The sequence below is a fragment of the Listeria aquatica FSL S10-1188 genome (assembly GCF_000525795.1).
GTDB lineage: Bacteria > Bacillota > Bacilli > Lactobacillales > Listeriaceae > Listeria > Listeria aquatica.
Genome location: NZ_AOCG01000006.1, coordinates 260,612 through 275,263 on the forward strand (window position 1 = coordinate 260,612; position 14,652 = coordinate 275,263).

At 37.8% G+C, this 14,652-nt stretch carries 11 protein-coding genes and 4 pseudogenes; 4 read left to right on the forward strand and 11 right to left on the reverse strand.

What is annotated here, in order from left to right; translation table 11 throughout:
* Positions 1-101 precede the first annotated feature (101 nt).
* Positions 102-1,442: an MATE family efflux transporter gene (locus tag MAQA_RS05295; RefSeq protein WP_036072009.1), complete on the reverse strand. Its 1,341-nt coding sequence runs from the start codon at positions 1,440-1,442 to the stop codon at positions 102-104.
* Between the two features lie 325 nt (positions 1,443-1,767).
* Between MAQA_RS05295 and MAQA_RS05300 the strand changes: the two genes are divergently transcribed.
* Positions 1,768-1,983 carry a YxeA family protein gene (locus MAQA_RS05300; protein WP_241463108.1) on the forward strand — a complete coding sequence of 72 codons (216 nt, stop codon included), beginning with the start codon at positions 1,768-1,770 and terminating at the stop codon, positions 1,981-1,983.
* A 17-nt stretch (positions 1,984-2,000) separates the two neighbouring features.
* On the opposite strand, the gene MAQA_RS05305 is transcribed toward MAQA_RS05300, so the two are convergent.
* Both MAQA_RS05305 and pta read right to left on the reverse strand, forming a co-directional pair.
* Positions 2,001-2,369, reverse strand: a complete 369-nt coding sequence (locus MAQA_RS05305) for a hypothetical protein (RefSeq protein WP_036072012.1) — start codon at positions 2,367-2,369, stop codon at positions 2,001-2,003.
* 80 nt (positions 2,370-2,449) lie between these two features.
* Positions 2,450-3,427 carry a phosphate acetyltransferase gene (pta, locus tag MAQA_RS05310; protein ID WP_036072201.1) on the reverse strand — a complete coding sequence of 326 codons (978 nt, stop codon included), beginning with the start codon at positions 3,425-3,427 and terminating at the stop codon, positions 2,450-2,452.
* Between the two features lie 284 nt (positions 3,428-3,711).
* On the opposite strand from pta, the pseudogene MAQA_RS05315 reads away from it, so the two are divergent.
* Positions 3,712-4,866: pseudogene (locus tag MAQA_RS05315) on the forward strand (aminotransferase class I/II-fold pyridoxal phosphate-dependent enzyme).
* Positions 4,867-4,909: 43 nt separating this feature from the next.
* On the opposite strand, the gene MAQA_RS05320 reads toward MAQA_RS05315, so the two are convergent.
* The 7 genes and pseudogenes from MAQA_RS05320 to MAQA_RS05350 all read right to left on the reverse strand — a co-directional run bounded on the left by MAQA_RS05320 (position 4,910) and on the right by MAQA_RS05350 (position 11,521).
* Positions 4,910-6,058 carry an ArgE/DapE family deacylase gene (locus MAQA_RS05320; RefSeq protein ID WP_036072015.1) on the reverse strand — a complete coding sequence of 383 codons (1,149 nt, stop codon included), beginning with the start codon at positions 6,056-6,058 and terminating at the stop codon, positions 4,910-4,912.
* Between the two features lie 117 nt (positions 6,059-6,175).
* Positions 6,176-7,037: pseudogene (locus tag MAQA_RS05325) on the reverse strand (NAD(P)-dependent oxidoreductase).
* Between the two features lie 14 nt (positions 7,038-7,051).
* Positions 7,052-8,078 (reverse strand): annotated as a pseudogene (locus MAQA_RS05330) (YdcF family protein).
* A 122-nt stretch (positions 8,079-8,200) separates the two neighbouring features.
* On the reverse strand, positions 8,201-8,563 hold the full coding sequence (locus tag MAQA_RS05335; protein ID WP_052008478.1) for a hypothetical protein: 363 nt from the start codon (positions 8,561-8,563) through the stop codon (positions 8,201-8,203).
* 214 nt (positions 8,564-8,777) lie between these two features.
* Positions 8,778-9,053, reverse strand: a complete 276-nt coding sequence (locus MAQA_RS05340) for a hypothetical protein (protein ID WP_036072017.1) — start codon at positions 9,051-9,053, stop codon at positions 8,778-8,780.
* Positions 9,054-9,536: 483 nt separating this feature from the next.
* Complete coding sequence (gene ptsP, locus MAQA_RS05345; protein WP_036072019.1) at positions 9,537-11,255, reverse strand: phosphoenolpyruvate--protein phosphotransferase; 1,719 nt, start codon at positions 11,253-11,255, stop codon at positions 9,537-9,539.
* Positions 11,255-11,521 (reverse strand): phosphocarrier protein HPr, encoded by a 267-nt coding sequence (locus MAQA_RS05350; protein ID WP_036072022.1) that lies wholly within the window; start codon positions 11,519-11,521, stop codon positions 11,255-11,257. Before MAQA_RS05350 ends, ptsP begins: the two co-directional genes overlap by 1 nt.
* A gap of 363 nt (positions 11,522-11,884) precedes the next feature.
* Here MAQA_RS05350 and MAQA_RS05355 point away from each other — a divergent pair, with 363 nt between their 5' ends.
* Complete coding sequence (locus MAQA_RS05355; RefSeq protein WP_036072024.1) at positions 11,885-12,076, forward strand: YkvS family protein; 192 nt, start codon at positions 11,885-11,887, stop codon at positions 12,074-12,076.
* Between the two features lie 78 nt (positions 12,077-12,154).
* A pseudogene (locus MAQA_RS05360) lies at positions 12,155-13,639 on the forward strand (phytoene desaturase family protein).
* Between the two features lie 90 nt (positions 13,640-13,729).
* Here the strand turns inward: MAQA_RS05360 and MAQA_RS05365 are convergent.
* Complete coding sequence (locus MAQA_RS05365) at positions 13,730-14,533, reverse strand: hypothetical protein (protein ID WP_036072026.1); 804 nt, start codon at positions 14,531-14,533, stop codon at positions 13,730-13,732.
* Positions 14,534-14,652: the final 119 nt, after the last annotated feature.

The following is a 14,652-nucleotide window of genomic DNA, read 5'->3' on the forward strand; positions in this document are numbered from 1 at the left end:
TTATTTTCACAATCTAAAAGCAGTCCATACATAAAACCTTGGTTTTTTCAAGTCCCAAAAGGAATATTTTTTTAATTTTTCTCGTGAAAAAACTTCCCGTTTTACGAAACGGGAAGTTTGAATAAATGTTTCGAGCGTGCATAAATAAAAATGCTTGCTGCCACAATAAATTCAGAAATAGGAATGGCGCTGAAAACGCCTGCTGCTCCAAAAAACGGTGGTAAAATCAGCAAGAAGATGACCATGAAGATGAGTTCTCTTGCAACTGTTACCCAAGTTGCCATCCCAATTCGGTCCGTTGTTTGAAAATAGGTCATCATGACAAAATTGAAGCCCATAAACAAGTAACCAGAGAAAAAGATACGTACACCAAGTACAGCCAAATCATGGATATCTGCTTCAAAGTCCCCAAACAGCTGGACGATTTGATCCGCGAAAAATAAGCCGATGATGAAAAAGAATAGTCCTGTTGCAATAGCAACGATAGCCGCTAATCGCACAGTTTCTTTCTCGCGTCGAACAAGTTTAGCCCCACGGTAATAACTGATTAGAGGCTGGATCGCAGAACCCATACCAAGGAACATCATTAGAATCACGCTATGCGAATAATTTAACACTGAAAAGGCCGCCACACCTGCAGTTCCAGCTACTGCTGCAATCGCAATGTTGTACCCCATCGTGAAAACTGACATGCCTAGTTCTGATAAAAAGCTTGGTAAACCAATTGAAAAAGTTCGTTTCAAAGAATCCAGCGTTAATTGAAAGCGGACAAATTTTAACCGACTTGTTTTCTTGAAAAAGTGTGTCGCTAAAATAATGACACCTATCGCAATCGCCGAAACCGTTGCAAGTGCCGATCCTTTTACGCCTAAATCTAAAATGAACAAAAAGATATAGTTCAAAATAACATTCATCACGGCTGTCACAATGAGTGCAATCATGGCAAGGTTTGGGTCGCCATCGTTACGAACAAAAATACTTAAAATATTTTCAAGCGTTAAAACGAAACCAAACAGTAATAAGACGTTCATATAATCCATCACATAAGGAATAGTTTCATCATTCGCGCCAAGTGTATACGCAAGTGGCATTCGGAAAATAAAAGCTAGAATCGCAAGTAGAATGGTAATGGAAAGCACCATTAAAATCGAACGCGTGAAAATAATCTGTGCCTGTCCAATTTTTTTCTCACCAAGCGCAAATGAATATTGCGTCGCTCCGCCGATTCCAATCCAAAGTGAAATCGCTGTGAAAATGGAAAACACGGGAACAGCAATATTAATACCAGCAAGCGCCACGCCGCCAAGCCGATGACCAACAAAAATACCATCTATGACAATATTAATCGACATCAAAAGCATGCCGACGAGTGAAGGAATTAAATACTTGACGTAAACCTTCCCAACAGAGCCACTTTCTAAAATTTGATCACTATTTTTCATTTTACATCCCTCGTTTTACCTAACGTTTATTAGCTTTTCTATTTAACCATATTTTCACTAAAAAAAGCAAGACTTTTTTCTCAAACATGACAAAAATGTAAGGTAATTCCTCATTTTGTTAGTTTATACGAGGGAACGCCTCGCTTTTTTTTCTGTAGAATAAGAGTATAGAAAAAAGACTAAAGGAGGTCATTATGAAGAAAAAAAACAACTTTGCTGGGACTTCTAGCTGCAACACTGCTCTTATCGACTCTTTTTGTATTTGAATATTTAGTCCCTGACAATCAAACTGCTAGCTCTTATTTTGTCAAAATGAAATCAAGTGGTGAACCCGTTAAAAAAAAGTCAATTTAAAGGTTATAAATATACGGAAACGGTCTATAATTCTAGAGGCCACTCTTCTAAACTTTCTTTTTACTCCGATAAAAAACTCGCACAAAATGAACGCTTTAAAATCATTGTAAATAGCAATCACTTTGTTTCGAACTATAAAAAAGTGTCTACATTACCCAAAAATGTACAATATTTAGCAGAAAAATAAGCCGACTTGCATGCGGCTTATTTTTCTTGGCGAATATTTTCGTTATAATAGTGGATCACATGACGCACGAAAAGCTGTGCCACAACCATTAATATCCATGTGTAAATCAACATAAAAGGTTGACCAAACGGCTCATAATATTCCATGTCCTTCACTAGGAAAAAATGGGCAAATAAAAAAGATGAGGCTAAACTACCTAGATTCCAGCAAAGCACGCACACCACCGAATAATTTTTACTCACATAACCCGTAAGAACGAAGTAAAAAATCGTTAGCGGGATGAGAAACCACGGATAAGTCGCGGAAAACGCGAAAGCATATTCAAAATAAAAATAAAGAAAAGGCATCGGTACGCAAGCAAGAATAGGAAATAAGATGCGCTTCATAAATTTATCCTCCTTGTCCTTTTCATACCCGCTTAGATGCCTAATTATGCAAAAAAATCCAAGCCGAAGCTTGGATTTTTTTATTCACTCACAGCTTGAGCAGCCGTAATCAGTGAAAGGTTATAAACATCTTGTGTATTACACCCGCGCGATAAGTCATTAACAGGCGCATTTAAACCTTGCAAGATCGGTCCAACCGCTTCGAAGTTTCCTAGGCGTTGCGCAATTTTATAGCCAATGTTTCCTGCTTCAAGACTTGGGAAGATAAATACATTCGCATCGCCCTTTAATACTGAATCAGGCGCTTTTTGTTTAGCTACACTAGGAACAAACGCAGCATCAAACTGGAATTCTCCGTCAAGTGTTAGTTCAGGTGCTTTTTCTTTGGCTAGTTTAGTCGCTTCCGCTACTTTTTCAGTTTCATCAGATTTAGCTGAGCCCTTTGTCGAGAAGCTTAACATCGCAACTCGTGGATCAATATCAAAAATCGAAGCCGTTTCGGCACTGACTACGGCATTTTCAGCCAAATCAGCAGCAGTTGGCGCAATATTAATCGCGACATCACTAAACAAATAGCGTTCCGCTTCTCGCACCATAATCATCGCACCTGCCACTTTAGAAATTCCAGGTTTTGTTTTAATAATTTGTAGAGCTGGGCGAACCGTATCTCCAGTTGAATGAATCGCTCCACTAACTAGGCCATCTGCTTTCCCAGTGAAAACAAGCATTGTTCCAAAGTAATTTGGATCAAGTAGAAGTTTTTCAGCATCTTCTTGTGTTGCTTTTCCTTTTCTACGTTCCACAAAAGCGGTCACAAGTTCAGAAAAATCGGCATCCCCTTGTGGGTTTCTTATTTCTACACCCGCAAGGTCAACCCCTGCTTTTTTAGCCGCGCTTGCTACTTCTTCCTCTGTCCCAAGAAGAATCGGTTCAACAATTCCTTCTTCTTTAAGTTTGGCTGCAGCGCCGGCAATTCGTTCATCTTTTCCTTCTGGCAGGACAATTTTAACATTTTTCCCTGCCACTTGTTTTTTAATGGATGTAAATAAATCGCTCATTTTCGCAATTCCTCCCAATTTCTTCGTATTCCTTATCCTTCCTATCATACTATAACTTGTGTAATAAAAAAACCTGAAAAACAGCTTATTTCCTAGTCTTTACTGCTATATGACAGCTAAATGACAACAGCTAGAATGATTCCTCGAAGCCCCCCTTCTGAATCTTTTTTCCTGTATCAATTTTCTGTTTCCTTTTCTTACGAGTCTCGTTCGCCTTTTGCCGCTTTTTTGTGATATGATGAAACAGATAAAATAACAGAACAAATAGAAAAAAGGTGAAATATATGTTAAAACCCATTCGGCCCGAGCTAGCAGAAATTCAAATTAGTGGCATTCGTCGTTTTAATACACGCGTTTCTGGGATTAGCGATATGATTAAACTGACGCTTGGCGAACCCGACTTTTATACACCTGAACATATTAAACAAGCTGCGATTGAGGCGATTCACGAAAACTTTACAAACTATACGAATAATGCTGGTATGCCTGAACTTCTTCGTGCTGCCTCCGATTATTTTAACGAAAAATATCAATTGGGTTTCTCAGAAGAAGAAATCATTACGACAGTTGGCGCAACAGAAGCGATTGCAGTCGCACTTGAAGCCATTCTCTCTGCTGGAGACGAAGTGATTTTGCCAGACCCGATCTATCCTGGATACGAACCGATCATTCGTCTCTTAGGGGCTATCCCCGTTAAAGTAGATACGACGACTAGCGGCTTCAAATTAACACCAGAACAACTCAAGAACGCCATTTCTGAAAAAAACAAAAGCACTCATCTTGCCTTATCCTTCTAACCCAACTGGTGTGTCACTCGAGGAAGCAGAACTAGCCGCACTTGCCTCCGTCTTAGAAGAAACTGGTATTTATGTAGTGGCTGATGAAATTTATAGCGAATTGCATTATGAATCAGCGCACGTTTCCATTCGTAAGTTTTTGCCGCAACAAACGATCGTCATTAACGGTTTGTCGAAGTCTCATGCCATGATAGGCTTTCGAATCGGCTTTTTAATGGCTGAAAAGAGCTTGTTACAAGAAATGCTTAAAGTCCATCAGTACACCGTCACTTGTGCAAGTTCCATTAGCCAGAAAGCTGCGCTTGAGGCGGTTACAAACGGAAAAGAAGATTGTCTCCCAATGCGTACAGAATACAAAACACGTGCCGGCTTTGTTGAGCAACGCTTGCTAAAAATGGGCTTTGAAATTATTCCACCTGACGGCGCTTTTTTATTTTTTTCGTCAAGCTACCAGATTTCGTTCAAGAAAACGCCTTCGACTGGGCCGTACGTCTTGCTGAAGAAGCTAAAGTTGCGGTCGTTCCCGGGGAAGCCTTTTCCGAGAAAGGCGAGCGCTACTTCCGACTATCTTATGCAGCATCCTTTGATGAGCTTGCAGAAGCCATGGAACGCATAAAAAGCTTTATGGATCAATTCAATTAAAAAAAGAGATTCAAGGGCAAGCCTTGAATCTCTTTTTTTATACTTACTTTTCACTCAAAAAATCTACCATCATGTCCTTATAAACTTCAATCATATCGTTATAATTCTCGGTAGAAACGTATTCATCCGCTTGATGTGCCATCTCTCCAACACCAGGTCCGAAAATGATAACTGGAAAATCCTTTTTGGCTTTAATAAACTCAGCCGCATCAGTTGTCCCTGCAGCTGTGACTAATTGAATTTTTTGTCCAGTTCGTCTTTCATAAGCAGCTTGTCCAATTCGTGCAATATCAGAGTCTTTATCACTAAAGACAGGGAGCTTATCGTAATCCCAAACAAGCTCTAATTTCACATCTTTTTCTGCATTTAGTTTTTTAAGAATATCTGCAAATACTTGTTGAATCTTTTCATTATCCACTTCAGGAATCGTTCGAATGTTCCCTTGTAGTTTTGCAAGTTCAGGAATACTATTCACTTGATTTCCGCCAGAAACTACCGTTGCATTATGTGTGAAATTACCAAGTAACGGATTTGTATCCTTAACAGAAGCCACAAAATCTTCTACTTCATTATAAAAGAGCATCAAATTATCAATCGCATTGACACCGAACTCTGGCATTGAACTGTGCGCATTTTTCCCATAAGAAGTCACCGTATAATTCATTGAGCCTTTATGCGCGTAGCAAATTTGCGGGCCACTTGGTTCTCCAATAACAAGTGCATCTAAGTCATCCGCGTAACCTTCCGAAGTGAGTTGCTCAGCTCCTAACTCACCGATTTCTTCTCCAACAGTAGCCAGTAATTTTACTTTACCTGATAACGTTTTCTTCTCATCTTGCAGTTCAATCATCGCAATGACCATCGCTGCAAGGCCAGATTTCATATCCGTTGCACCACGTCCATAAAGTTTACCATCTTTTTCAGTCGCTTCAAAAGGAGGATACGTCCATTTCGAAACGTCCCCAGCATCTACGACATCCATATGGCCAGAAACACCAAGTACTCGCTTACCTTCTTCCCCAATTTCGCTCACCAAACTTGCTCGATTTTCCGCAAATTGGACTTTCTGTGAATCAATTCCATGTTTTTTTAATAGCTTAGCGAGATAGTCTGCAACCGCTTCTTCATTTCCATTTGTTGAGTCAATATTTACAATATCCTTTAAAACCTGCAATCTTTCTTGTTGTTCCATGTTTGGTTCCCTTCCTTCTATAAAGTCATATAATTAATTCCCTCTATAAGTCGTTTCAAACTAAACTTTACAAATTTAATATTTGACTTCGTTTTTAGAAAAAGCTAAACTTTTCATTTACTGATAGTATTTGATAAGTGCCTGCGTCCCCTTTTCACTTAAACCTCGATCAGCTAGTGTTTGATACATTTTTTCAGCTAGCGCTAGTCCTGGGAGATCGAGTTCCATTTTTTTTCGCTTCATCAAGCGCTATTCGCATATCTTTGATAAAATGCTTGATAAAAAATCCTGGTGAAAAGTCATCCTTTAAAACACGTGGAATTAAATTTGATAATGACCAACTGCCTGCAGCTCCTGAGGCAATAGATTTCAAGACTTTTTCAGGATCAAGTCCAGCTTTTTCCGCGTAAACGATCGCTTCTGTCACCCCCACCATGTTTGAAGCAATCGCAATTTGATTGACCATTTTCGTATGCTGTCCAGAACCTGCCTCGCCTTGAAAAACAATGTTTTCCCCAAGAACTTCAAATACAGGGCGCACACGCTCAAACACTTCAGGATCGCCGCCAATCATGATCGAAAGCGTCCCGTTTTGTGCCCCAACATCTCCACCAGAAACAGGAGCATCAAGCACACCAATCTCAGCTGCCTTGCCTTCTTTATAAATCGCCTTTGCAAGTTCAGGCGAAGAAGTTGTCATATCGACTGCAACCGTTCCCTTTCGCATAGTTTCAAGAAAGCCACCTTCTGACAAGTACAGTTCTTCAACATCTGTTGGGTAACCTACCATCGTAATCAATAGATCAACCATCCCTGCAAGCTTAGCAGGATTATCATGCCAGATAGCTCCATTTTCAATCAGTGAAGTTGCCTTTTCTTTTGTACGTGTATAAATATGTACGACATAGCCATTATCCAGTAAATTTTGTACCATACTTTTTCCCATTACACCTGTTCCAATAAAACCAATCTCTTGCATGAACACTTCCTCCTTTATAATAGTTGCATAAACCCGAGTAACGCAAAGATGAAAAAGAAAAACCCAATAATACTTAAATGAACAAATTTATACATCACGATTATTGCAATAAATTCACGAATCAATGCACTTGGCATATAGTAAAGAGCAGTTTTTGATCCAATTCCCTGACTCTTCAAACCCGCTTTACGTGCAAAAAGACTCGCTCGAAACAAATGAAAATTATTGGTAGCAAAGATGCTGTGATAAGAATCCATAATTGCATCCATTTTTGCTTTTGAAAACTTCATATTCTGTAGCGTGTTTACAGACTTATCTTCCATTAAAATATACGTTTCCGGAATCCCTTTGTTAATCAAGTACTTGCGCATGGCATTCGCTTCTGAAATAAGTTCATCATCCCCTTGACCCCCAGAAACAATAAAACTAGCTTTTTTTCCTGTTTTCTTTTCTTGCTTATAATAAAAGTCCATCGCTTTATCAAGACGACTCGCAAGAAGTGGAGGAACCTTGTCACCTATTAAGCCACTACCAAGTACAATGATAAAATCCTGATTATAGCGTGGAAAGTTATACTGATAAATAAAAGTTGAAACTAAAAAAGTAATGAAGAAAAAAAGTAAAATAGCTAATCACAAGCAAAACAAAGAAAATAAAAAGAACCATAAGATAAATCCTCCACCGATAACTAGCCCTTGTGCTACTCCCCAAATAAATAACCCCAATAGCAAAATCCCTAAAAACATTGGAAGTAAGCTCGTCAACCTTCTACCTTCTTTTCTCATCATTGTTCTTCCATTCATGATAAGTCCAATAATAATCCCAAAGAAAAAAAAATGGAATCAAAAGTATAAGTAAGATTAATACCCCCGTCACAAGCACCTGTATAATCTCAGATCTACTCGTCGCGGAAAAAGCCCAGTACAAAATAAACAAGAGACCAAAGAAAAGACCAATCGTAAGAAAAACACCATTACTAATTCTTCGCCTATCCCAAATGTAAAGTATAAGAAAAATCAATAGAAAAAAAAATGGCTGCATAAGCAAAGAACAATGATTTCGACCTCCTTTTTTATTCTCTCTTATTATAAAGAGTATTCCCTATTATTTTCAAGAAAGAAATAAAAAGAGCTTTGATCAATTGATCAAAGCTCCCTTATTCTTTATCTACCATAACATTTTGAACAAGGTGTCAACCCCCGTGCTTTCGCTTCACTGAGTGTTGCCGGATAGTAAGTTCCATTCCCACATTTCCGATTATGATATTTTGACCCTGTTTTTGTTACAAGAACTTGTTGTTCGTTTTTATCCACCGATGCTTGTACATTTCCAGAACCAGAGTTGTCACTAGTTGAGTTTTGACGTTCTTTAGCTGCATTTGCTGCTGCCTGTTTCTCTCGTTCTCTCGCTTCATTTTGTTTCCTAATTTCTTCTTGTTTGCGGGCTTCTTCTTGTTTTTTAGCTTCCTCTTGCTTCGCAAGAGCAGCCCGTTGCTCTTGCAGTTTAATTTCCTCTTGCTTAGCCAAGGCTTCTTTTTCTGCCTTACTCTTTACACTTGAATGTTCAACTTTAATTGTCTCACTAAATTTAACTACTTTCTTTTTAGTAACATCTTCTCCTTTTAAATGCTTCCCTTTTTTGCCAATTATTTTTTTTCACACGCTTAGGTTGCTTCTTAGGTTGGTAGGATTGATAAGTCACTTTATAGGTTCCATTAGGCAATTCATCGACTGTTTTTTTTCAGTTTTCCATTTTTTGATACTTTTTATTTTTTATCTCTCTTTCAAATTGATCTACCCCAGAAACTACCACAAAAAATTTCATTTTGTATGGTAGATTTGTTTGAACATGAAGTTGCGCCTCTTCCCCACTTACCTTACTAGCAGCTAAGACACCAACATCTATTGTTTTCGATGCCGCCTCAACAGATTGGGCTGGAACCAAAATAGAAGATAAAATTAAAAATAAAACAAAAAACAGATTTTTTCCTTTAAAATTTAAAGATAGATTTGACATTTAATCCTTCTCCCTTTTATCTTTTTGTAGTCATATGTAAGAATCATCCGATTTTGGATACAAAATAAAAATCGAACAAATTTACTATAGCATATTTATCTGTTTTCTACCATACTATTAAAAAATATTTCTAGTTAAATCATCTATAAAAAATTTTTGATCTTTTATACCTGTCATTCTTTCTTCATCAATTGTCGCAGAACAATGCTCCTGTACATCTTTAATCTGTAAACATCTTAAATTCAGGGATTAGCCCTAGGTTTGTTGGTTCTTTCATCCATTAATAATCATTAGATAATTCCTTTAGTTCAAATATCCGTTAGCCTCCTCTGCTTGCTTTTTTCCTAAGCTCTTGCAATATTTTTTCATTAACTTTAGAAGTAACATATTTCATTTTCATATGACTTTTTATACAGCTTTATCTTTTTATTTTCCTCACTCCACAAAAAAAGACCGAGGATAAATCCTCGGTCTGGAATAATGTTACTCAGCAGTATATTTCTCAACAAGTGCAACTACTTCTTCAGCAGTTGCCTGGTTAAGAGCTTTATCAGCAAGTTCAACCATCTTGGTTTGGTCTAATCGCTTGATTAACGAACGTGATTTCAAAATGCTTGAAGCACTCATTGAAAATTCATCAAGTCCCATTCCAAGTAGAAGCGGAATCGCTGTTTGATCTCCAGCCATTTCTCCACACATTCCTGTCCATTTGCCTTCTTTGTGAGAAGCATCAATAACGTTTTTCACTAAACGCAAAATAGATGGATTGTACGGTTGGTAAAGATACGAAACGCGTTCGTTCATACGGTCTGCTGCCATTGTATATTGAATGAGGTCATTAGTTCCGATGGAGAAGAAATCTACTTCTTTTGCAAACTGATCAGCAAGAACAGCTGCAGCCGGAATTTCAATCATGATTCCAAGTTCAATATTTTCATTCACATCAGTTCCAGAAGCAACTAGCTTTTGTTTCTCGTCGAGTAAAATCGCTTTAGCTTGACGGAACTCCGCAACAGTTGCAATCATTGGGAACATAATTTTAAGTTTGCCATGAACGCTTGCACGCAGAAGAGCACGTAATTGTGTGCGGAATAAATCTTCATTTGCAAAGCAAAGTCGGATTGCACGGAAACCTAAGAATGGGTTCATTTCTTCTGGAAGATCTAGATAAGGAAGTGTTTTGTCTCCGCCAATATCAAGCGTACGTACAACAACTGATTTCCCTTCCATTCCTTCTAGAACAGCTTTATAAGCTTCATATTGCTCTTCTTCAGTTGGAAAATTGTCGCGACCCATGTACAAGAACTCTGTACGATAAAGACCAATCGCTTCCCCACCATTTGAAATAACACCATCTAAATCGTTTGGTGTACCAATATTTGCCGCAAGTTCAACATGAACACCGTCTTTTGAAACAGTTGATTCATTTTTAAGTTTTTCCCATTCTGCTTTTTGAAGTTCAAAGTCAGATTGGATTTTTTTATAATGCGCGATTTGGTCATCAGAAGGGTTGATGATAACATTTCCTTCAAGTCCATCAATAATAACCATTTCATCTTTTTTCGTATCTGCTGTCACTTCTTTTGTTCCAACAACCGCTGGGATTTCAAGCGAACGAGCCATGATAGCGGAGTGCGAGGTACGCCCACCAATATCAGTAACAAATCCTTTTACGAACTTACGATTAAGTTGCGCTGTATCAGAAGGAGTCAAATCCTTTGCAACAACAACAACTTCTTCATCAATAAGTGCCGGATTTGGAATCGTTACACCTAGCAGGTGAGAAAGAATACGTTTACGTACATCACGAATATCCGCAGCACGTTCACGCATATATTCATTATCCATGGATTCAAACATGCTAATGAACATATCTGTTGTTTCCTGTAAAGCAGATTCTGCATTTACTTTATTATTTTTAATATTTTCTTCGATCGGCCCGATCATTTCAGGGTCACCTAAAACTAACAAATGCGCATCAAAAATTTGTGCTTTATCCTCTCCCAAACTTTTAGCAGCTTGTTCACGGATTTTTGTAAGTTCAGATTGTGAAATTGATACGGCATCTTGAAAACGTTTAACTTCGCTTTCTGCATCAGCCACTTCAGATTTTTCAAAAGATAAATCTGGTTCAACGAGCAGATAAGCTTTCGCAATGGCGATCCCGTCAGATGCTGCGATCCCTTTCAACTCTTTTACCATTATTCAGCCATGCCTTCTTTCTTAAGTACCTCAGTTAAACCTTCAATCGCTTCTTTTTCGTCACTACCTTCAGCAGTGATTTTGATTTCAGCACCTTTGCCAACTCCTAGTGACATCACACCCATGATGGATTTAAGGTTTACAGATTTACCAGAGTTTTCAAGATTAATATCAGAGCTGTATTTACTTGCCGCCTGTACGAGTAAAGTCGCCGGACGGGCGTGAATTCCTGTTTCATCGATAACTACAAAACTTGCTTGTTCCATATTGACATTCTCCTTTATCAAAGAAATTTTAATGTGACCTTTTTCACCAAAAAAGGAATTTCAACAAAAAAGGCTATCTCTCAATTTACAAGACTACCATTTTTTTGCCTTTGTTACAACTATTTCATGTGTATTTTTTGGTCAAAAAAAATCGTTACTATTCTATTTTATCCGAATTAGCTTGAAAAGGCAATGAATCACGTATTTTCGGGCTGTTTTGCGTCCCAGTAAAAAGCTTATTTCTTCCTTTGATAGTTTGATAAACAGCCATATTAGTTGCAATCATTAAAATTTTAGTGCAAACTGAAAATATTAGTACTTTATAAAAACGGTTCCACATTAATTATAGCGGGAGTGATAAATATGGCAAAAGCACAGGTCGGAGATATTATTGAATTCAAGGACGGGTTAACTGGAATTGTTGAAAAAATCAACGAAAACTCTGTTATTGTCGATTTAACCTATATGGAAAATTTTAATGATCTTGGAATAGAAGAAAAAACAGTGGTCAATCATAAAAACTACAAAATCATTCATTCAGCAAACAACGACTGATTAAAAGCGCAAAATTAACGGGTTCTTGTTAAAATTGCGCTTTTTATATGGATTTTTTTAACGTGAGGTGAATAGTTAATGGCAAAAAAGGTAGCAATTATTGGAGCAGGTCCAGGTGGCTTAGCGACTGCAATGAGGCTCCTCGCAAATGGTTATCAAGTAGATATTTTTGAAAAAAAATAGTGTTATTGGCGGACGAACAAGTAAGCTCTCGCTTGGAAACTATTTTTTTGATATGGGACCTTCCTCCCTCACAATGCCTCATCAGCTTACCTCGCTTTTCATGAATTCGAACCGCAACTTACATGACTATTTAACGCTACTACCGATTGATCCTTTGTATCGACTTTTTTTTTCCATCTGGTAAAACCTTTGCTCCTTCGGGGGATCAGAAAGCGACCCTTAACGAATTGAATCGGGTTTTTCCAGGTAACGAAATGAACTTTTACCGATTTATGAGCGGGAATGCCAAAAAAATTCTTTATTTAACTCCACTGCTCGATTATAGCTTTGGAAGCTTAAAAGACTTTGTCAGGCCGACAATGCTTCGAGCGATCCCTAGCCTTTCGATTGGACGAACTTTAATTGATGAGACCTCGAAGTACTTTGAAGATGAAGAATTACAACTTGCCTTCACTTTTCAAATGAAATATATGGGGATGTCGCCTTGGGAAGTCCCTGGAATTTACAGTGTTCTCCCTTTTTCCGAATATTATTATGGTTCTTTCCATCCAACCGGCGGACAAAGTCAAATTTTGCAAGCGATGAAAACCGTCATTGAGGAGTACCATGGTCAGATTCATTTGAATGCTGCGGTTGCAAAAGTGAATACCTCTAAACATGAAATCACTGGAATTGAACTGCGAGACGGCCGTTTAGTGCAAGCTGATCACTACATTATGAATGCGGATTTAAGTTATGCTGTGAAAAATCTTTTTGTAACAGAGAAACCCTTGAAATTCAAAAATAAAATGGCTCAAAAAAAAATATTCTGCAAGTGCCTTTGTTATTTATTTGGGGTTAGATACACTACTTCCTGTAGATCATCAAACTGTTTTGTTCCCTAAAAATTACAAAGTTCATGCAGATGAGACCACTAATTTGAAAGTTCTTTCCGATGACTTTTCGATTCATATCACGAATCCTTCTGTAACAGACACAACGATGGCTCCAATTGGACATTCAGCAGTTCGAATTATGGTTCCTGTCCCGAACAACGAAAGTCAAATTGACTGGGATCAAGAACGTGAACCTTTCAGAAATAAAATTTTAGACACCGTTAAAGCCAAGCTACATTTGGAGGATTTAGAAGATCACATCGTTGAAGAGCGAGTGATTACGCCAAAAGAATGGGAAAAAGACTTCCACATCCATCTAGGAGCTATTTTTGGAATGATGCAATCCTTTAGGCAAATAGGAATGGGGAACCCTGTGAATAAGTTGCATAAGCAATTCAAAAACTTGTTTGTCGTAGGAACGAGTGCTCACACTGGCACCTCTCTTCCTTATATAATGGAAAGCGCCAAATATGCAGTCAATAAAATCATCAAGAAAGATTTATAAAACATTCAAAGCCCTGACTAGCCATGCAAAAAAGAACAGAAACAGCAAGGATGCCATTTTCGAAATGTTTTCCCGCTGTTTCTGTTCTTTTTATATTTCTATTTCTTTTTTTGAAGGAGGCTCTCCCTTTTTATTATCCAAACTGAAATAATAACAAATTGTAAAAATAATGTTGGCAATAAGTCCAACACTAATGGATGCCCAAAGATCTGCATAAAAGGATAAGAAGACAAAAAATGCCAAGATAATCCAGTAAACAATGACAATTTCAGATTTCAGATCCGGATACTTCAAATTTTCCCATTTATCCGTCAAACTTAAAATAAAATAAATCATTAAATGTAAAATTAGTCCGAGTAGCCACCAATTCGCAATATCAGAAAATTGTAAAACCGTTAACCCATTGCCAAGAAACGGAAGTTGTTTAGTTTGAACTGAAATAGGTTCAATCAACACTTCAAAAATCATTACCATTGTTGCGGCAATGACAGAATACATTCCTCCACGTAACCAGTCGATCTTTACCTTTAATGTAATTTCCCTTGCAATCACGTGTGTCCCGGCTATTAGCCCAATCCAAATAAAACCAAAAGTCACTGGGATCCCCTGAATCGTAAAGCCATAATTCCCACCATAATTTTCATCCGCAAAGCCGAGTTGCATCCATTCAATGCTTGTCGTTACAACAAAAATTAAAATCGTAATGGCTGACCCTAACCCTTTACCATATTGCATGATAAAAAAGACAGTGGCAAAAATCCCGGTAAAAATCAAAAAGATGGAATGAATCCTCGTTAAACTGCTCGGCAAAACACCTAGTGAAATCAAAAGAACACTTGTTAGGAACCATAAAATATAAAGCCATAACAAAAATTTATAATTTTTCTCTAACACGGTAACACTCCTTTGCTTGATTCAAGCAAAACTTCCCTTTTCATTATAGCAAATTCTTATAAAAAAAAACTCTTTTCAATTGGAATTGTTGCCAAAAGACAGCTTTTCGATTAAAGTAA

Coding starts and splice junctions, on each gene's coding strand:
- MAQA_RS05355 (WP_036072024.1), top strand. CDS start 11,885: ATGGCAAAAGCACAGGTCGGAGATATTATTGAATTCAAGGACGGGTTA.
- pta (WP_036072201.1), bottom strand. CDS start 3,427: ATGAGCGATTTATTTACATCCATTAAAAAACAAGTGGCAGGGAAAAAT.
- MAQA_RS05320 (WP_036072015.1), bottom strand. CDS start 6,058: ATGGAACAACAAGAAAGATTGCAGGTTTTAAAGGATATTGTAAATATT.
- MAQA_RS05340 (WP_036072017.1), bottom strand. CDS start 9,053: ATGTCAAATCTATCTTTAAATTTTAAAGGAAAAAATCTGTTTTTTGTT.
- MAQA_RS05295 (WP_036072009.1), bottom strand. CDS start 1,442: ATGAAAAATAGTGATCAAATTTTAGAAAGTGGCTCTGTTGGGAAGGTT.
- ptsP (WP_036072019.1), bottom strand. CDS start 11,255: ATGGTAAAAGAGTTGAAAGGGATCGCAGCATCTGACGGGATCGCCATT.
- MAQA_RS05350 (WP_036072022.1), bottom strand. CDS start 11,521: ATGGAACAAGCAAGTTTTGTAGTTATCGATGAAACAGGAATTCACGCC.
- MAQA_RS05305 (WP_036072012.1), bottom strand. CDS start 2,369: ATGAAGCGCATCTTATTTCCTATTCTTGCTTGCGTACCGATGCCTTTT.